Annotated in this window: 19 protein-coding genes; 9 read left to right on the top strand and 10 right to left on the bottom strand. The window is 36.9% G+C overall.

The window, feature by feature from the left end:
- Nucleotides 1–11: 11 nt before the first annotated feature.
- Nucleotides 12–212: a hypothetical protein gene (locus AABK36_RS07835; protein ID WP_309939279.1), complete on the bottom strand. Its 201-nt coding sequence runs from the start codon at nucleotides 210–212 to the stop codon at nucleotides 12–14.
- Nucleotides 213–440: 228 nt separating this feature from the next.
- Here AABK36_RS07835 and AABK36_RS07830 point away from each other — a divergent pair, with 228 nt between their 5' ends.
- The 4 genes from AABK36_RS07830 to AABK36_RS07815 all read left to right on the top strand — a co-directional run bounded on the left by AABK36_RS07830 (nucleotide 441) and on the right by AABK36_RS07815 (nucleotide 3,750).
- Complete coding sequence (locus AABK36_RS07830) at nucleotides 441–1,040, top strand: DUF6134 family protein (RefSeq protein ID WP_309939278.1); 600 nt, start codon at nucleotides 441–443, stop codon at nucleotides 1,038–1,040.
- A 170-nt stretch (nucleotides 1,041–1,210) separates the two neighbouring features.
- The gene (gene nadA / locus AABK36_RS07825; protein ID WP_309939277.1) at nucleotides 1,211–2,212 is read left to right on the top strand and encodes a quinolinate synthase NadA; all 1,002 of its coding nucleotides are present in this window, start codon (nucleotides 1,211–1,213) and stop codon (nucleotides 2,210–2,212) included.
- A 55-nt stretch (nucleotides 2,213–2,267) separates the two neighbouring features.
- Nucleotides 2,268–3,521, top strand: coding sequence for a peptidase U32 family protein (locus tag AABK36_RS07820; RefSeq protein ID WP_309939275.1), 1,254 nt, complete (start codon nucleotides 2,268–2,270; stop codon nucleotides 3,519–3,521).
- A gap of 4 nt (nucleotides 3,522–3,525) precedes the next feature.
- Nucleotides 3,526–3,750, top strand: a complete 225-nt coding sequence (locus AABK36_RS07815; RefSeq protein ID WP_309939274.1) for a ferredoxin — start codon at nucleotides 3,526–3,528, stop codon at nucleotides 3,748–3,750.
- Nucleotides 3,751–3,790: 40 nt separating this feature from the next.
- Here the strand turns inward: AABK36_RS07815 and AABK36_RS07810 are convergent, their stop codons facing one another.
- From AABK36_RS07810 to AABK36_RS07790, 5 genes are all read right to left on the bottom strand, one after another.
- The gene (locus AABK36_RS07810) at nucleotides 3,791–4,492 is read right to left on the bottom strand and encodes a DUF2490 domain-containing protein (protein WP_309939273.1); all 702 of its coding nucleotides are present in this window, start codon (nucleotides 4,490–4,492) and stop codon (nucleotides 3,791–3,793) included.
- Between the two features lie 337 nt (nucleotides 4,493–4,829).
- Nucleotides 4,830–5,129: an NAD(P)H-dependent oxidoreductase subunit E gene (locus tag AABK36_RS07805; protein ID WP_309939271.1), complete on the bottom strand. Its 300-nt coding sequence runs from the start codon at nucleotides 5,127–5,129 to the stop codon at nucleotides 4,830–4,832.
- A gap of 22 nt (nucleotides 5,130–5,151) precedes the next feature.
- Nucleotides 5,152–6,471 carry a M28 family metallopeptidase gene (locus AABK36_RS07800; protein WP_309939270.1) on the bottom strand — a complete coding sequence of 440 codons (1,320 nt, stop codon included), beginning with the start codon at nucleotides 6,469–6,471 and terminating at the stop codon, nucleotides 5,152–5,154.
- Nucleotides 6,459–6,611 (bottom strand): hypothetical protein, encoded by a 153-nt coding sequence (locus AABK36_RS07795; RefSeq protein WP_309939269.1) that lies wholly within the window; start codon nucleotides 6,609–6,611, stop codon nucleotides 6,459–6,461. The genes AABK36_RS07800 and AABK36_RS07795 overlap by 13 nt, the downstream gene beginning before the upstream one ends.
- Nucleotides 6,612–6,714: 103 nt before the next feature.
- Nucleotides 6,715–7,683 (bottom strand): YheT family hydrolase, encoded by a 969-nt coding sequence (locus tag AABK36_RS07790; protein WP_309939268.1) that lies wholly within the window; start codon nucleotides 7,681–7,683, stop codon nucleotides 6,715–6,717.
- Between the two features lie 454 nt (nucleotides 7,684–8,137).
- On the opposite strand from AABK36_RS07790, the gene AABK36_RS07785 reads away from it, so the two are divergent.
- Nucleotides 8,138–9,424 carry a citrate synthase gene (locus AABK36_RS07785; RefSeq protein WP_309939267.1) on the top strand — a complete coding sequence of 429 codons (1,287 nt, stop codon included), beginning with the start codon at nucleotides 8,138–8,140 and terminating at the stop codon, nucleotides 9,422–9,424.
- 132 nt (nucleotides 9,425–9,556) lie between these two features.
- Here AABK36_RS07785 and AABK36_RS07780 read toward each other — a convergent pair whose 3' ends face one another.
- Nucleotides 9,557–11,191 (bottom strand): S41 family peptidase, encoded by a 1,635-nt coding sequence (locus AABK36_RS07780; protein ID WP_309939266.1) that lies wholly within the window; start codon nucleotides 11,189–11,191, stop codon nucleotides 9,557–9,559.
- Nucleotides 11,192–11,394: 203 nt separating this feature from the next.
- On the opposite strand from AABK36_RS07780, the gene ruvX reads away from it, so the two are divergent.
- From ruvX to AABK36_RS07765, 3 genes are read left to right on the top strand one after another with little or no spacing between them, the layout of a single operon-like run.
- Complete coding sequence (gene ruvX, locus AABK36_RS07775) at nucleotides 11,395–11,811, top strand: Holliday junction resolvase RuvX (protein ID WP_309939264.1); 417 nt, start codon at nucleotides 11,395–11,397, stop codon at nucleotides 11,809–11,811.
- Nucleotides 11,808–12,413, top strand: a complete 606-nt coding sequence (locus AABK36_RS07770; RefSeq protein ID WP_309939263.1) for a trimeric intracellular cation channel family protein — start codon at nucleotides 11,808–11,810, stop codon at nucleotides 12,411–12,413. The genes ruvX and AABK36_RS07770 overlap by 4 nt, the downstream gene beginning before the upstream one ends.
- A gap of 4 nt (nucleotides 12,414–12,417) precedes the next feature.
- On the top strand, nucleotides 12,418–13,458 hold the full coding sequence (locus AABK36_RS07765; RefSeq protein WP_309939262.1) for an NADP(H)-dependent aldo-keto reductase: 1,041 nt from the start codon (nucleotides 12,418–12,420) through the stop codon (nucleotides 13,456–13,458).
- Nucleotides 13,459–13,484: 26 nt separating this feature from the next.
- Here AABK36_RS07765 and msrB read toward each other — a convergent pair whose 3' ends face one another.
- Nucleotides 13,485–13,919, bottom strand: a complete 435-nt coding sequence (gene msrB / locus AABK36_RS07760) for a peptide-methionine (R)-S-oxide reductase MsrB (protein ID WP_309939261.1) — start codon at nucleotides 13,917–13,919, stop codon at nucleotides 13,485–13,487.
- A gap of 176 nt (nucleotides 13,920–14,095) precedes the next feature.
- Nucleotides 14,096–15,085, bottom strand: coding sequence for a beta-ketoacyl-ACP synthase III (locus AABK36_RS07755; protein WP_309939260.1), 990 nt, complete (start codon nucleotides 15,083–15,085; stop codon nucleotides 14,096–14,098).
- Between the two features lie 422 nt (nucleotides 15,086–15,507).
- Here AABK36_RS07755 and gyrB point away from each other — a divergent pair, with 422 nt between their 5' ends.
- A complete protein-coding gene (gene gyrB, locus AABK36_RS07750) occupies nucleotides 15,508–17,463 on the top strand; it encodes a DNA topoisomerase (ATP-hydrolyzing) subunit B (RefSeq protein ID WP_309939259.1) in 1,956 nt (651 codons plus the stop codon).
- A 42-nt stretch (nucleotides 17,464–17,505) separates the two neighbouring features.
- On the opposite strand, the gene AABK36_RS07745 is transcribed toward gyrB, so the two are convergent.
- Nucleotides 17,506–17,910, bottom strand: a complete 405-nt coding sequence (locus tag AABK36_RS07745; protein WP_309939258.1) for a SpoIIAA family protein — start codon at nucleotides 17,908–17,910, stop codon at nucleotides 17,506–17,508.
- Nucleotides 17,911–18,047 lie beyond the last annotated feature (137 nt).

The raw sequence follows: 18,047 nt of genomic DNA, 5'->3' as shown, positions 1-18,047 counted from the left end.
AATTTCCGGCTTTAATCTTTTTTATTGAATGATTTTTTTATCGATTTATCTTTCAATTTTTTCTGCTTTCTAGCATGAGGCAAATCCAGCCATTCCGTCTGATAATTCTTTTTCTTCTTTTTTGCCGCAGGATGCTTTGGTCTTGAAGAGCAAGCTGGCAATACTGCTGTAGCTGTCAATACTGTTATAAGAAAGTAGATTATTTTCTTCATATCATTAAGTTATCGTCCGAAAAATTTTAAATCCAAGTCAATTAAGACACACCAATTATACTAAAAATATAAAAAATTAACGCAAAACACAATATTTAGCTGATTATTAAGCGACAACCTGAATTTAATTGTTAATTACAAATCAAAAAATTGACAAAAGCGTTAATTTATCTGAGTGCATTTTCAAAATGCTCTCATCACTTTAAAACCTTATTGCATAATCAGTCTATGAACAAACTCTCCCTAATCATATTATTCTCTATCATTATTATTGTTCAAACTCATGGACAAACCTTGAATTTTGAAATATTTAAACAAGGGAATAAAATCGGAGAAGTAACCGCTCAAAAAATAATAGATGGCAAAAACACCAACTATAACATATTATCAAATATAAGCTTCCATTTAATTTCTAAATACCATGTTGAATTTATGATCGAGGCTGTTTACTTGGAGGATGTCTTAGACCGAAGCGAAGTAAAAGATATGATCAATGGGAAAGTCAAAGACAATAGCATTACAACAAAAATCAAAAATGGCTATCAATATTCAAACCTTAAAGACAAAAACTGCATAACAGCATCAGATATCAATTATTCTATTTCAAAACTTTATTTTCATCCACCCAAGGAGATGAAATCCGTTTATTCGGAAAAATCAGGCGTTTTTTTGCCCATTGAAAAAATTAATGATCATGAATATCTAGTAATCTTGCCTAATGGAAACAAGAATTATTACACATTCAACACTGACGGAATCTGCACCAAGCTCGTTTCTAAAAACGGCATCAAATCATTTGAAATGAGACTCTTAAATATCACTCATTAGAATCAAGAGCAATAAAGAAAATGCAAATGTTTTTCAACATTAAATATTTGAATTCTCTATAATTCAAAAACTGATTTTCACTTTACTTACTATTCGGATTTAGTAAATTATTAATTTCTAAACTTATTGATTAAATTTGCACTTTGTTGAAATAACCTACATAGTGATACATGGACAACTATTCTGCCGAATTAGAAAATAAAGGCTATATCGATACACCAGTTAACGAAAACCTTGATCTTGTAGCTGAAATCAAAAAATTAAAAGAAGAGAAGAATGCAGTAATTCTAGGGCATTACTACATTACTCCTGATTTGCAAGATATTTCAGATTACTTAGGTGACAGCCTTCAATTAGCCAGAGCCGCACAAGAGACCGATGCTGACCTGATAGTATTCCTTGGTGTGCACTTCATGGGAGAAACGGCTAAAATCCTTAACCCCAACAAAAAAGTAATTCTACCGGACCTTAAAGCAAGCTGTTCTTTAGCGGAATCCGCTCCTGCGGACAAATTCGCAAAATTCAAAGAAGAGCATCCTGACCATATTGTATTATCGTACATCAACTGTACAGCTGACATCAAAGCTTTGTCAGATGTGATTGTCACATCTTCTAATGCTGTTCAGATTGTTAATTCATTTCCCAAAGAGCAAAAAATCATTTTCGCGCCCGATAAAAACTTGGGTAATTACATCAACAATATTTCCAACCGAGAAATGGTGCTTTGGGATGGCGCATGCATAGTTCACGAGCAATATTCTTTGGAGAAAATTCTAGAACTTAAAGCTGAAAATCCAGGATCGGAATTTATCGCTCATCCAGAATGCGAAAAACCATTGCTTGTGGCGGCTGATTTTGTAGGATCGACTACAGCTTTATTGAAATACGCTACTCAGACCAGCGATTCAAAAAAATTCATCGTTGCCACTGAAAGCGGAATTCTCCATCAAATGAAAAAAGCCGCTCCTGAAAAGACATTCATTCCTGCTCCTGCAAATGACTCAACATGCGCATGCAATGACTGCGAATTCATGAAACTTAACACAATGGAGAAGCTTTATAATTGCTTGAAATACGAATTACCGGAAATAAGCTTGACTCCTGAGCAAATTGAGAAAGCTAAAAAACCGATTCTAAAAATGCTTGAGATTTCGGACAAACTAGGATTATAATTTTAGCAAGCATTAGACGTTATTACCCTGACATTGAAATAAGCAGAAATTGAGAATGAGTGCAGATAACAGCAAGAATAAGATAGAACTAATGGCTCCGGCTGGAAATTTTGAGTCGTTGACAGCAGCCATCCAAGGTGGAGCTGACTCCGTATATTTTGGAGTGGAGCAACTCAATATGAGAGCTAGAGCAACAATGAACTTTACTGTTGGCGACTTGGAAGAAATCGCAGAGCTTTGCTCTAAGCATAATGTAAGAACATACATTACGCTTAATACTATCGTATACGATCATGACCTTGCATTAGTAAAGTCCATAGTAGACGAAGTTAAAAGAACTGGTATTACCGCTATTATCGCTTCTGACCAAGCAGTAATTTCATATGCTCATTCTCAAGGAGTTGAAGTTCATATTTCTACTCAGTTGAACGTAACTAATGTTGAGACCATTAGATTTTACTCTCACTTCGCAGATGTAATGGTATTGTCAAGAGAGCTTAGCCTCTTGCAAATGAAAAAGATTTGCGATGAAGTAAAAAGGCAAAACATCACTGGTCCTTCAGGAGAATTAGTTCAAATTGAAGTTTTCGCGCATGGAGCTCTATGCATGGCTGTTTCTGGCAAATGCTACCTTAGCCTTCACTCTCATAATGCATCGGCAAATAGAGGAGCATGTGTTCAAAACTGCAGAAGACAATACAAAGTCATTGACTTGGAAGAACCGGAAGTAGAGTTTGAAATTGACAATGAGTACATCATGTCTCCAAAAGATCTTTGTACTATTGACTTCTTGGATCAACTTCTTGACACTGGTGTTACTGTTCTAAAGCTTGAAGGTAGAGGTAAAGCTGCCGACTACGTAAAAACTGTCACTCAATGCTACAGAGAAGCTATTGATGCTTACAATGAAGGCACTTACTCCAAAGAAAAAGCCGAACAATGGATGGAAACAATGAAAACAGTTTTCAACCGAGAGTTCTGGGGAGGATATTACTTAGGCCAGAAAATGGGCGAATGGACAGACAGCAGCGGCTCAAAAGCGACTCAAAAGAAGCTCTTTATTGGAAAAGGAGTTCATTACTACTCCAATATCAAAGTCGGCGAATTCAAGATGGAAAGCTATTCCCTTAAAGTCGGAGATAAAGTTATGATCATCGGCCCTACAACCGGAGTTGTTGAAACCACTGTTGAAGAACTTCACTTGGATAGAAAGTCTGTCACTGAAGTGAAAAAAGGAGACAACTTCACTATGCCAATCGACGAAATAATCAGGGCTTCTGACAAGGTTTATAAAATCGTAGAGGCATAATGTCATGATCACAATTATACATCAAAGAGACAAATGCATCGGTTGCAACTACTGTGTAGAGCTTGCTTTTAGTCATTGGAGAATGTCTAAAAAAGATGGGAAAAGCATACTACTTGGAGCCAAAGAAAAAAAAGGCTTCTGGACATTGAAAGCCCCCTATGAAGACTATGAAGACAACAAGAAAGCAGCGGATGCCTGCCCTGTCAATATCATCCAAGTAAGAGACTAATAAAGACACGCAAAGCTAGCTAGTAATTCAGCTAGCTTTTTTATTTCAACACCCTATAGGAGACTTTAAATTGGTAATACAATCCAGCCAATTCAACACCTCTGATTCGGTATTCTCTTGTTCTCTCAGCAGTCATCGTAAATTGATAAGTTATCTTCTCACTCCAAACATAGCCTAATCCTGCCATAATCCTTCCTGAGGAATGGTAAACATCGGAACCATTTTTAGAATTGAAAAATAGCTCACCACTTGCCGGCAAATAAAAATATCTCTTCAAACCCTCACCTCCCAATCTTACACTCAAACTCAAGCGATACCTATACCTCATTGCAAAGCTATGTCGATCACTATTAAATGTATAAAAAAAGCGCTCTTCCACTCTACCCAAATGCGCAAACTTTACTCGACCAATTTCCGGCCATTTCACATTTACTCCCTGCCACAATCGAAATTCAAAAACATCATTAAACTCTGGATAAAAATCAAAATAAACTCTAGGACCTCCTCTTAACTCCACAATATCCAAAACCTTCCACCTTACACTTCCCATCAAATACACCCTATCCCATCTATTGCTACCAACTCCAGACCTATAGCCCAAGTCCCCGTAAACGGAAATACCATGATTGAATTTTCTGTATGGAACAAAGTCAAACCAAAGTTGATTAAAATAATTAGATTGAGCGGAAACGATAGTATTGCAGATTATTAAAAAAAACAGAGTCAGCGAGACTCTTTTCATCAGATTGTAAATCAATTTCTCAGTCTTTATATTTCACACTACACAATTTTCCATTCAATTATTATGCGAAATAGACTCCATTATTATTTATAAAAATTTATTTTCAAGATTACTTCACCGCGACAAATAGATACGATTTTAACAACAAGAGGCATTATTTAACTTAAATCAACATTAAACATAATTTAATATTAAAAACACTTTGCTGAAAGTTGCATTTTTTGATATATTCAAAGTGTTAAAGGCTTATTTATAATTATTTGGTTAAATGAGATTCTTCTTCATGTAAAGAAGATGATTTTAGAGAAACTTGGAGCATGCTCCAAGTTTTTTTATTTTATTCACAATCTTTTTCGGCTTTTACCTTTCTCTTCTTAATCTTCTTAAAAATCTTTTCGACTGTACTTCCATCAGACTGGCTATACCATTTATTTTCTGGTTGTAAGCAAACTACGGGAGCATGTTTGCAATTACCCGTACAAGCCGTCTTGATAATTTTAACTTCTTTTTTGTACTCTGATTTTTTTAAGGCTGATTCGAATGGCTTTAAAAAAGCTGTTTTTAATTTCCCTTTGCATTTGCTCCCTACACATACATAAACAATATGTTCCGGCATTACCAATTTATCCTTACCCATTTCATTTATTTTCATATACAACTTAAGGCATTTCAATAAGTTGCATCAACATCAATACTAATTCTGAATACTTGTCAAGTGTAAGTGTTTCTGCTTTATCATCCACATCATGATAAGCTTTGACTCCTCCTCTCGTATAGATATAAATACTAGGCACCCCTTTTTTATTGAATATACAATGATCACTATTGCAAGCTTCTCCTCTCATCTGTATTGAGTCAAAATAACCATACTGATCATTTAATTCAGTTATCAAATTCACAACCTCAGTATTCTTATTCGCATTGACAATAGTAATCCCTTCAGACCCTGTTCCAACAATATCCAAATTAACCAACAACTTGATTTTGCCAATATCAAGAACAGAATCTTTCACAAAGTTCTTAGAGCCCACTAATCCCAATTCCTCACCTCCAAAAGCAATAAAAGCCACACTGTAATCCAAACTATCTCTTGAAATCATTCCTAGCCTCCTAGCCATGCTTATCAACATCGAGGTACCGCTAGCATTATCATTTGCTCCAGGAAAAAAGGCGTCCAAACCCATCATTCCCAAATGATCATAATGAGCCGTAAAAACTATCAATGAATCGCTTTTTGCAGAGTTGAACTGAGAGACGATATTTCTAGCTTCATAATTCTGTATGAGCTCAGCGTTTATATGCACACTCACTTTTTTTAATTTATCACCTGTCAAATTCGTCTTTAGGACAATCGTAGGTTTACCCATTACTTTTTGCGACACAGACCACGTTAATTTCTCATCTGTCAAAAAAATTGTCAGTTTTGCAGGATTGTCTTCATGGAACCTTAAGTAATCAAATATATCTTTAAGTTTCTTAATCTCCTCAGGGTCCAGCCCCTCCATTTCTTTCTTATCAATAACAATGGCCTTGTCCTTAGCGTCCCTAATCTTCCCTCCCCAAACTGAATCATCCAAAAAATCCTGTATAGAAATATATTGCACCTCAAAATCACCTTTAATAGAAGGACTCCAAGGCTCTACCAAAAAACTAACCCCAGCTCTCAAAGGCTGGCCATTAATAGCTAGTTCCACTGTATCAGGAAACACATTTACATTATGTGTATACGTGTGGGCATAGACAGTATCCAAACGAGCGGAATCAAACTCACTTAAAATATAGTCAGCGGCGATCGAATCTCCTCGATTCACATACCCTCTTCCCCAAAACAAGTCACTGGAAAGGGTTTTGACCAACACTTTGCCTTCAACTCTCAATGAGTCAAGCAACAAACTATCCGGTTGTTGAGCATAAGAGCTAACTGAAACAACAAACAATATCCAAAAAAATAATACTGCTTTTCTTTTTAATCTATCCATACAAATACATACTGAACCATACCATAGTCAACTTTTTGTATTCCGTTAATCTTCAATTCTCTTTCACCTTGAACAAACTCAAATGATCTCGCCAACACACCTTGAGAGTTAACATAGTAATCGCCTACCATACGCTTCATATTTTGAAGTAAAACATCATGAGCTCTTATAAATTAATATTCAAAAAAAATAAAATATCAATACTGCTCTTATTTACTTCAAGGTAAAAAAATAATTACAACTTTATAAAAAATCATTCACAAAATCTAAAGCTCTATAATCAGCGTAACTATACTCCTCACCTGCCAAACAATAACCAACATGACCTCCACACTCAGGCATTTCCAAATACATAAAAGGATTTTTTCCGACTTTATCAGTTGGATAACACTTGCCATCCAACATCGGGTCATTCTTTGAATTCAATATCAAAAATGGGACCTTTACATTTTCAAGCTTATAATATGAACTAGCCTTAGTGTAATAATCAACGGCATCCTTAAAGCCAAACATCGGAGCTGTATACATGTCATCGAAATCATGCAAGCTTTTAACCTCATCGATTCTCGAAACATCGATCTCTTTTGGAAAGCCTTTTGACTTCCATATGACTTTTCGCTTAAGTTTTCTTAAAAAATGCTTGCTATAGATTACATTCAACCCTCTATCCAAAGCCGCCACGCAATCATTCAATTCACAAGGCACTGAAATTGCCACCGCTGATTTAATATTGCTTTGTGAATTATTTCCATACTTGGCCAAGTAATTCAAAGTCACATTGCCACCCATGCTAAAGCCAATCAAAGACACAGATTCATACGAGCCTTTTGCAATTCCATACTCAACTACTGTCTTTATATCTTCCGTATCGGCTTGATGATACATTCTAGGCAAATTATTCATTACCCCTCCACAGCTTCGATTATTCCACGCCAACACATCGTAACCATTCTCCGAAAAAAGCCTTGCCATAAAACGAACATAATACCTTTCAGCATCACCTTCAAGCCCATGGGTAACTACCACTAGTTTCTTAGCACCTCTTTTCAACCATTTCAGCACCAAAAAATCCCCATCCGAAGTATCGACCCTCTCCTCTTCATATAAAATCCCATCCGCTTTTTTAAAAAAACTTGGCATAATAGTCTCCAAATGTCCATTAAAATAAAGCCATGGCCTTCTGAATTTTGATCCTCGCTCAAAATTTCTCATATTCTCCTTTCATTAACCTCATTTGAATTCCATTTACTTTATATTACTTTTCTAATAAATTTTCATCAACTTTCACAGAAAAATTAAAATTCAAAGAAAAAACAATACGTCAAAATAATATAACATAAAAGAAAATATTCGCACACTGCAAAATCATGATCTAAATATTAGCAATTATCCACTCTTTTTTTTAATTTCATCAAGCGATCAGAACAATTTGCAATAGTCAAAATGTTCGCGTGAAAGCAATAGCGTGTTTTTTGCACTTTAATTATATTTTTTAAAACTAATAATTTTGTAAATGATTTAATCTATTCATTCAAAATAGTACACTATTTGAATCTAAAAATTTAGTATAGACGTTAAAAACTAACATAGCTCTTACCCTATAAAATTTAAGAGCATAAAAATCCACTTTATTTATTTTTATACAAATTATAACCATCATAAATTTATGTCAGATTTTGCAAATTTATCTTATGACGGAAAAGAATATAAACTGCCGATCGTAGAGGGCTCAAGGAATGAGAAAGCAATAGACATCAGCAAACTAAGAGCTGAGTCTGGCTTGATCACCTTGGACAAAGGCTTCAAAAATACTGGATCCACTACATCAGACATTACATTTCTTGACGGAGAGAAGGGGATATTAAAGCATAGAGGGTATTCGATCGAGGATCTTGCTGAAAACTCCAGCTACTTGGAAGTTGCCTACCTGCTTATATATGGAGAACTTCCGACACAAGAAGAATTCAGCAACTTCAAAGCCGGCATCAAAGAAAACCAACTTGTTCATGAAGAAATAAAAACAATTCTTTCCGGATTCCCTTCGAAAGCTCATCCAATGGGTGTATTATCATCCCTAGCGACATCTTTAACTGCTTTCTATCCTGAATCACTTGACCCTAATAGATCAAAGAACAAGGTCAACCTTACAATTTTGAGATTATTAGCTAAGATTCCTACTTTTGTTTCTTGGTCATACACAAAAAGAATGGGGTTGCCGCATAATTATCCTGACAACTCTTTGGACTATGTACCTAACTTCCTTAAGATGATGTTTTCCGTACCAACGGAGCAGTACGAAATTGATCCAGTAGTGGTTGACGCTTTGCAAAAACTACTCATTCTTCATGCTGATCACGAGCAAAACTGCTCTACTTCGACGGTAAGAATCGTAGGTTCGTCGCAAGCGAGTCTTTACGCATCGATTGCCTCAGGTGTAAGTGCACTTTGGGGACCATTGCACGGCGGAGCAAACCAAGCTGTAATACAAATGCTTGAATCTATCAAAGCAGACGGTGGAGACGTTAACAAATATGTTCAAAAAGCGAAAGACAAAGACGATCCATTTAGATTAATGGGATTCGGCCATAGAGTATACAAAAACTTCGACCCTAGAGCAAGAATCATCAAAAAGAACGCGGATGAAATTCTATCAAGACTAGGCATTGAAGATCCAGTATTGGAAATCGCCAAAAAACTTGAAGAAGTAGCTCTTAAAGACGATTACTTCGTAGAAAGAAAATTATTCCCTAACGTGGATTTCTACTCAGGAATTATATTCAGAGCAATTGGAATACCAACTGAGATGTTTACTGTAATGTTCTCAATTGGACGTCTTCCTGGATGGATAGCTCAATGGAAAGAAATGAGAGAACATAAAGAACCAATCGGCAGACCAAGACAAATCTATACAGGGAATCCTGAAAGGCCTTATATTCCGATCGAAGAAAGATAAGATTAATTTTAAATATTGTATAAATGAAAACAGCAGAATTTTTTCTGCTGTTTTTTTATGCTCCTCAAAATTTACACAACAAAAAAGCCTCTTCTTTTCGAAGAGGCTTTTCAAATCATATCTAATTATTTATTATTCTTCATAATTCTTAGCCAACTCATCCGCTTCAGGAAACAACTTCAAAGCTTGTTGCAATATCTCATTCTCGTCATTGATAATTTGATAATACGCACTGGACCCCCAAAGCCTTCTAGCTATCTGAGCTTTCAAAGCCAACTTGACCAAGTCGTCAGACTTCTCAAGGCCTTTTTCATCCATCGGAACGTCATGGTCTTCTCCAACCTTAACCAATTGCCCCATCATCTTATCAGTGATTTCAAAGTTATTCAAAAATGTTTCATACTCCATTTTCTTTAACTTCTTCTCATTCTTATTATAATATCCATTGATAAACTCTACGACAGAACCACTATAAAGAAGTTTCAAATAATAACTGCTATTACCAGTAGTATCCAATGGCACAAAATAATCAGGCATAATACCACCTCCGCCATAAACCGTTCTTCCATGAACAGTAGAATATTTCAATGAATCATTCAATTTAATGCTATCCACATGGAAAAACTCCCCATGCTCGAACCTACTCGCTCTATCGCCATAGTAATCGTCCACTTCTTCTCCATATGGCTTTTGAATAGATCTTCCTGAAGGCGTATAATATCTCGAGATGGTCAACCTCAATTCAGAGCCATCATTCAATGGAATTGGCATCTGCACCAAACCTTTGCCAAAAGACCTTCTTCCAACTACTAGCGCTCTATCATTATCCTGCATAGCTCCTGACACAATCTCAGAAGCCGAAGCACTTCCCTCATCTATAAGCACAATCAAGCTTCCATGCTCAAAGCTACCTTTGTTTCTTGAATGGAAGCTATTATTATATCTTCTTTCTTTACCTTTTGTATATACGATCAGTTTCCCGTCAGACAAGAACTCATCCGCTATCTTCACAGCCTTATCCATATAACCACCTGGATTTCCTCTTAAATCCAGAACCATTTTTTTCATCCCCTCGCCCTGAAGCGTAGTCAGGCTTTCTTTAAATTCATCATATGTAGTTGCCGAAAAGCGAGAAATTTTAACATAACCGATTTCATCGTCAATCATATAAGTCGCATCAACGGAATGCTGAGGTATTTTATCTCTTACAATGTTGAAATACAATGTTTCATCCACCCCTTTTCTCTTGATACCAACCTTTACAGTAGATCCTTTTTTTCCTCTCAATAACTCAACAACTCTACGAGTGGTAATACCAATGCCGGCAACATTCTCGCCATCCACATCCACAATTCTATCAGCAGGCCTTATACCTAACTTCTCAGATGGTCCACCAGAAAGCGGCGACACTACATAAATAGTATCTTGAAGCACATTAAACTCAATGCCTATTCCAGAGAACTCTCCAGTCAACTGCGGTTTATTCAACTCAACTTCTTTAGGTGAAATATAAACGGAATGAGGATCCAGCTTTTCCAACATTTTTGTAATAGCTACCTCCACAAGGTCTTCAGTATCCACAGTATCGACATAAGCCTTATTTATATAGTTCATGATATTAGCGAACTTATGAATACTGCTTTGCAAATTTGGCTTGTTAGGCTCATTGCCACCAATCTTCGCTCCTATCAAAATACCTGCAACCAAGCCTATAGCCAAAATCAAAGGCAACCTGATATGAAACTTCGAGTTGTTATTTTTACCCACTATTCTAATTTTATTATTGATTACAAAATTATTTTTAATTCAATTCGAACTACTCAACATACTCCACGTAGTTAAGCTTATAAAGTTATACAAATGTTTTTTACATATAACAAGAAATTATACAGAAAAATAAACTATTAAGTTCAAATTCCAAAATTCTCAAGGCTTTTGTATAATTTTACCCAAAACTTAATTTGAAACAAATGGGAAGACTCCTAGCTATTGATTACGGTACTAAACGTGTGGGGGTTGCCGTCAGCGATCCGCTTCAAATCATTTCTTCTCCTTTGGATGTCGTTCATTCCAAAGATATCTTTGATTTTATAAAAAACTACTTGAAAGAAGAGCAGGTAGAAGCTATCATTGTAGGCATGCCAAAAAAATTGGACAATACAGACACCAATAACACCCAATCCGTAAAAGGCTTTGTAACAAGATTGAAAAAGCTCATTCCTGACCATCCACCTATTCATTTCCATGACGAGAGGTTTACTTCAAAAATCGCTCTTAACGCGATGATTCAAGCCGGAACAAAAAAGAAGGACAGGCAAAACAAAGGAAATATCGACAAGGTGAGCGCTGCTGTCATTTTACAATCATATATGGATAGCATACGATGAATTCATTATACGTACTTGACCTGATTGGAACGTTTGTTTTTGCCATTAGCGGTACGCGAGCGGCGGCAGACAAAAATATGGACTTGTTCGGCGCCGCATTCATCGGATTCACAACAGCCCTAGGCGGCGGAACAATCAGGGATATTCTTCTTGGTACTCAACCTGTAAACTGGTTTTATGATGAGACCTATTTATGGGTAATACTCTCAGCAGTGATTTTCACGTACTTATTCAATTCATTGACTCATAAACTCAAAGCCACTCTTTTCTTGTTTGACACGATTGGCCTAGGAGTATTTACGATAATAGGAATTGAAAAAAGCATAAATTTAGGCATCACTCCTCCCTACGCACTGATCATGGGAATGGTGTCTGCCGTTGTGGGTGGAATAATCAGAGACACTTTTTGCAATGAAATTCCACTGATTTTCAGAAAAGAAATTTACGCGACGGCCTGCCTTATTGGCGGATCGGTTCTTCTCATTCTGACTCAATTTTACCAGATCAACAATATCGCCTCGTACATATTAGCCATTCTTATTGTATTAGCTATACGAATAGCAGCTATTAAATGGGAATTAAAGCTGCCAACACTAAATTAACGCCATGAAATATTCAATCTTAGGAAATTCAGATTTATCAATTTCCAAAATAGGCCTAGGAACAATGACTTTTGGAGAACAAAACTCTGAAGCAGAAGGCCACCAACAAATAAATTACGCTCTAAGCAAAGGAGTCAACTTCATTGACACTGCCGAAATGTATTCTGTCCCTGCCAGACCAGAAACACAAGGACGAACAGAAGAAATCATTGGCTCTTGGATAAAAAAGCACAAAAATTTAAGAGATGACATCGTATTAGCCACCAAGGCAACTGGTCCCAACGAATATTTTGATTATATCAGAAGCGGCCCAAGCTACACGGCCAAACAACTAAAAGAAGCCTTGCATGGAAGCTTAAGAAGATTGCACACAGGCTATATAGACCTTTATCAACTCCATTGGCCTGAAAGAAAAACCAACTTCTTCGGCAAATTAGGCTATACGCATGAATCAGATGACGTAGGCAATGAACTTCACGAAGTGCTTCAAACATTGTCATCATTCGTCAAGCAAGGCAAAGTTCTGCATATCGGGCTTTCAAATGAAACTCCATGGGGACTAATGAAATTTTTGGAATTGGCAAAGACATACAACCTTGAAAAGGTAGTCAGTATTCAAAACCCATATAATTTCTTAAACAGGACTTTCGAAGTTGGTTTGGCTGAAATCTCCATGCGCGAAAAAGTAGGTCTTTTAGCCTACTCGCCTCTAGCGTTCGGAATGCTAACAGGCAAATACGATAATGGAAAAACGCCAGAAAACAGCAGACTTACCTTATTCCCAAAAATGAAAAGGTATACTAACGAATATATAAACGAAGCTGCTCAAGCTTACAACAACTTGGCTTCTGAATTCAACTTGACACCTGCGCAATTTTCTTTAGCCTTTGTAAACTCAAGAGAGTTTGTTGCCAGCAACATAATCGGCGCGACTACAATGGAGCAGCTTAAAGAAAATATTGAAAGCATAGACATTACATTGCCAGAAGAAGCGCTCAAAAAAATAGAAGAGCTGCATGACAGATTCACTTATCCAGCTCCATAATATCATTATGCAAGCAAGGGCATGAACTATTGCCCTTGTTGACTTTCTTCATCTTTAGCCTCAAATTGAAGAGCCGCAGAGTTTATACAAAATCGTTCTCCAGTGGGAGCAGGCCCATCATTGAAAACATGACCTAAATGCCCTCCGCATTTTTTGCATAAGACCTCAACTCTTACCATGCCATGAGACTTGTCTATTTTTCTTTCTATGGCATCGCTTTCAGAGTCAAAAAATGCCGGCCATCCGCATCCCGAATTATACTTTACCTCGGAATCAAATAATTTAGCTCCGCATCCTTTGCAAAAATACTGGCCTTCCTCAAAGAACAAATCATATTGCCCGGTAAAAGGCCCTTCTGTACCCTTCTCCCTCAACACATGATAAGCTTCTGGATTAAGTTGCGCTTTCCATTCAGCCTCAGATTTTTCAACCGATCTTTTTTCGTTTTTTTCCTCGCTCATAGATTTCAAAGTTTTATTTGAGCCGCACGATACAAGCCCAATAAAGATCACAAAGTAAAAGAAGAATGTTTTCATAATGTTATTTTTGAAATGCTACTCATGAGTTTAGAACGGAAACAATCAAAACAACTTACAAAAAAAGCTGACTAAAAATAGCCAGCTTCAATTTCTTTATTCTAATAAGCCCAAGTCAAATAAGTTGAGCCCCATGTGAAGCCGCCTCCAAAAGCGGCTAACAATATCTTATCTCCTTTTTTAAATTTCTTTTCCCATTCCCACAAACAAAGAGGAATAGTCGCAGCTGTGGTATTGCCGTACTTGTCGATATTGACTGTAACTTTATCCATGTCGAATTTCAACCTTTTAGCAATAGCTTCAATAATTCTGATATTAGCCTGATGCGGAACAAAGTAAGCCAAATCCTCTGACGTCAAATGATGTTTATTCATCATTTCTTCCGAAACCTCCCTCATATTGTTTACAGCGTATTTATAGACACTTTTACCATCCTGATAAAAATAATGCTCGCCATTCTCAACTGTATTATGAGTTGACGGATATGCAGACCCACCCGCCTTCATAAATAACATCTCTTTGCCAATGCCATCGCTTTTGAGAATTGTATCCATCACGCCATACCCATTTTCACTTGGCTCTAGCATGACAGCTCCAGCTCCATCGCCAAAAAGTATGCAGGAGTTTCTATCCTTATAATTAACAATAGAAGACATCTTATCAGCTCCTACTACTACGATTTTCTTATAATTCCCTGTCCGTATAAAATTTGAAGCTGTCTCTAACGCATACACAAAGCCTGTACAAGCTGCTTGCATGTCAAAACTAAAAGCATTCTTTATACCCAAGTTGTCACATACTATTGTCGCTGTAGAAGGAAATGCCATATCCGGTGTCATTGTCGCGCAAATCACCGCATCTACTTCTTCAGGTTTTGTATTGCTTTTCTCTAACAATCCTCTTACTGACTCCGTGGCTAGCACTGAAGTCCCTTTCCCATCTCCTTTGAGAATCCTACGCTCTCTAATCCCAGTTCGAGTAACTATCCACTCATCATTTGTATCGACCATAGTTTCCAACTCTTGGTTGGTCAATTTATATGATGGGACATACCCGGAAACTGCTGTTATAGCCGGAATATTTGAATTCATTAAGTTATTTCTTTTTTTCTAGCCCTGAGTGAGCGTCTCTCTAAAATAAATCCAATAATCTGAATAAGACGCAAAGTAACATTTTTTTCAAAACAAAAACTATAACAATCTCGATAAATATATGAAAACAATGAGAAGCCCCATTTAGTTTCCTTTATAATTAAAAAAAACACCTGCAAAGACCAAAAACAGGCTAATTGATAGTCTCACAGCAGAAAAATAAGGCATCATTGCTGCATGGTGGAAATTAACTTGTTCAATATTTGAGACAATAAACACGGTAAAAAACTATTATTGTCGCAAGAATTGATTAAATTTATAGGCATTTAAATTATTGATGCTTTTTTGAAAAGTTCCTGAGCGCGAAAAAAATCCCAAAAAAATGCTTAATCAGGACTTAAAATTTTTGATTTCGAAAAAATATGAGTGAAGAAAAAAACAAAGCTCAGGATTATTCAGCAGGCAATATCCAAGTGTTAGAAGGTCTTGAAGCTGTTAGAAAAAGACCTGCCATGTACATTGGAGATGTGGGAATCAAGGGATTGCATCACCTGATTTGGGAAGTGGTAGACAACTCAATCGACGAGGCGTTGGCAGGCCATTGCAACAATATTAGCGTTACTATCAACGAAGACAACTCAATAACTGTCGAAGATGATGGTAGAGGTATTCCTACCGACATTCACCCTAAGGAAAAAAGATCTGCCTTGGAAGTCGTTTTGACTGTTCTTCACGCTGGAGGTAAATTCGACAAGGATTCATACAAAGTATCTGGTGGTCTTCATGGTGTAGGTGTATCATGTGTGAATGCGCTTTCAATCCACACTCACGTTACTGTGCACAGCAAAGACGGTAAAATCTACGAGCAAGAATACGAAAGAGGCAAACCTCAATACGACGTTAGAAAAATCGGAGATACAACCAAAACGGGAACAACTGTAAGATTCCTTCCTGACCCTGAGATTTTCACTGTTACAGAATACAAGTACGATACTGTCGCAAGTCGACTAAGAGAATTAGCTTTCCTTAACGCGGGAATAAAAATAACATTAACCGATAAAAGAGAGCTTGATGAAAACGGCGAACCTATTGGTGAGCTATTTTTCTCAGAAGGAGGACTTACCGAATTCGTAGAATATCTAGATTCTACAAGAGAAAAGTTAATCCCAGATCCTATTTACATGGAAGGCGAAAAAGGGAATATTCCTGTGCAGGTCGCTTTGAGCTACAATACTTCATATACTGAAAATGTAGTTTCTTATGTAAACAACATCAACACCATCGAAGGAGGAACGCACGTATCTGGATTTAGAAGAGCACTGACGAGAACGCTTAAGCATTATGCCAACGAATCCGGCTTGCTTGACAAAGTCAAAGTCGATATCTCAGGCGATGATTTCAGAGAAGGCTTGACTGCGATCATTTCGGTAAAAGTCGCAGAACCTCAATTTGAGGGTCAGACAAAGACAAAATTAGGCAACTCAGACGCTGTTGGAGCTGTAGAAAGTTGCGTAAGCGATATATTGAAAATCTTCTTGGATGAAAATCCAAAAGCGGCAAAACAAATCGTTCAGAAGGTAATCCTTGCCGCACAAGCTCGTTATGCAGCGCGAAAGGCTCGCGAGATGGTGCAAAGGAAAAATGTGATGAGCGGAACAAGTTTGCCGGGCAAGCTGGCTGACTGCTCTGACAATGATCCGACTAAATGCGAATTATACCTTGTGGAGGGTGACTCTGCAGGTGGATCTGCAAAACAAGGACGTGAAAGAAGTTTCCAAGCAATCCTTCCGCTTAAAGGTAAAATTCTTAATGTCGAAAAGGCTCAAGAACATAAGATTTACGATAATGATGAAATCAAAAACATCATTACCGCCTTGGGTGTGAGATTTGGAAAAGACGATGATGAGAAAGCGTTGAATCTAGAAAAGCTTCGTTATCACAAAATCATCATCATGACCGATGCCGACGTGGATGGTAGCCATATTAGAACATTGATTCTAACGTTATTCTTCCGCTACATGAGAGATATCATTGAAAATGGTTATTTGTACATAGCTCAACCGCCTCTATATTTGGTCAAAAAAGGAAAGCAAGAAAGATACTGCTGGACCGAAGATGACAGAATAAAGTCTATTGAAGAACTAGCTGGCGGAAAAGAAGAGTCTGTAAACCTGCAACGCTACAAAGGTCTTGGTGAGATGAATCCTGAGCAATTATGGAGCACAACCATGGATCCTGAAAGAAGAAACTTAAAGCAAGTAACCATTGAGTCGGCTGCTGAAGCTGACCACTTGTTCTCTATGCTGATGGGAGATGAAGTTGCTCCTAGAAGAGACTTTATTGAAAAACACGCTCGATACGCGAAACTAGATATTTAACTTTCTTAAATCCCGCAACCTAAATTGCGGGATTTTTTTATCTTAAGACACGAATTTCCAAGCTTCCTCTTCCTCGGAAACATCAAAATACTTTTCCTCGATTCCTTTATACCAAATTTTACCAAAAAAAGAATCGACTTGCACTAACTGCTTTTCAAAGTCACTACTTCCAACAACAGCAATCTTATTCAATTTTTTCATATCAGAATTAATCTGATTAAACTCTTTCATTATATGCGGCCAATCATGCATAACAAAGGATTTTAAATGAAAAAAATTATCCCAATCGGCATTATTTATTTTCATGAAAATATTCACTAAACCATCTCCAGCCTCAAGCTTAGGCTTCACCAATTGTATAAATTCCCTTATGAAACTCATTTCAACTTTACCTGACAACTCAAATGCTATCACATTCTCCTTCTTACTTTCCAATTGCTTCAACATAACTATAACTTTTGAATTTATTTAATTGAGTATTTATACTCATGAACTCGAAGAAAAGGCAATAGTTCTCAAGCAATATATTCTTAAATCCTTAAAATGCACCTTATACTTTATTCAGCAATGTTAAGTTTTCACTT

The sequence above is a fragment of the Aureibacter tunicatorum genome, from assembly GCF_036492635.1.
Lineage (GTDB): Bacteria > Bacteroidota > Bacteroidia > Cytophagales > Cyclobacteriaceae > Aureibacter > Aureibacter tunicatorum.
This window is presented reverse-complemented; position numbering and strand designations above follow the sequence as displayed.

Coding starts and splice junctions, on each gene's coding strand:
- AABK36_RS07820 (WP_309939275.1), top strand. CDS start 2,268: ATGAGTGCAGATAACAGCAAGAATAAGATAGAACTAATGGCTCCGGCT.
- ruvX (WP_309939264.1), top strand. CDS start 11,395: ATGGGAAGACTCCTAGCTATTGATTACGGTACTAAACGTGTGGGGGTT.
- AABK36_RS07765 (WP_309939262.1), top strand. CDS start 12,418: ATGAAATATTCAATCTTAGGAAATTCAGATTTATCAATTTCCAAAATA.
- AABK36_RS07770 (WP_309939263.1), top strand. CDS start 11,808: ATGAATTCATTATACGTACTTGACCTGATTGGAACGTTTGTTTTTGCC.
- AABK36_RS07755 (WP_309939260.1), bottom strand. CDS start 15,085: ATGAATTCAAATATTCCGGCTATAACAGCAGTTTCCGGGTATGTCCCA.
- AABK36_RS07795 (WP_309939269.1), bottom strand. CDS start 6,611: ATGAAGCGTATGGTAGGCGATTACTATGTTAACTCTCAAGGTGTGTTG.
- AABK36_RS07830 (WP_309939278.1), top strand. CDS start 441: ATGAACAAACTCTCCCTAATCATATTATTCTCTATCATTATTATTGTT.
- AABK36_RS07835 (WP_309939279.1), bottom strand. CDS start 212: ATGAAGAAAATAATCTACTTTCTTATAACAGTATTGACAGCTACAGCA.
- msrB (WP_309939261.1), bottom strand. CDS start 13,919: ATGAGCGAGGAAAAAAACGAAAAAAGATCGGTTGAAAAATCTGAGGCT.
- nadA (WP_309939277.1), top strand. CDS start 1,211: ATGGACAACTATTCTGCCGAATTAGAAAATAAAGGCTATATCGATACA.
- gyrB (WP_309939259.1), top strand. CDS start 15,508: ATGAGTGAAGAAAAAAACAAAGCTCAGGATTATTCAGCAGGCAATATC.
- AABK36_RS07785 (WP_309939267.1), top strand. CDS start 8,138: ATGTCAGATTTTGCAAATTTATCTTATGACGGAAAAGAATATAAACTG.
- AABK36_RS07815 (WP_309939274.1), top strand. CDS start 3,526: ATGATCACAATTATACATCAAAGAGACAAATGCATCGGTTGCAACTAC.
- AABK36_RS07790 (WP_309939268.1), bottom strand. CDS start 7,683: ATGAGAAATTTTGAGCGAGGATCAAAATTCAGAAGGCCATGGCTTTAT.
- AABK36_RS07805 (WP_309939271.1), bottom strand. CDS start 5,129: ATGGGTAAGGATAAATTGGTAATGCCGGAACATATTGTTTATGTATGT.
- AABK36_RS07745 (WP_309939258.1), bottom strand. CDS start 17,910: ATGTTGAAGCAATTGGAAAGTAAGAAGGAGAATGTGATAGCATTTGAG.
- AABK36_RS07800 (WP_309939270.1), bottom strand. CDS start 6,471: ATGGATAGATTAAAAAGAAAAGCAGTATTATTTTTTTGGATATTGTTT.
- AABK36_RS07810 (WP_309939273.1), bottom strand. CDS start 4,492: ATGAAAAGAGTCTCGCTGACTCTGTTTTTTTTAATAATCTGCAATACT.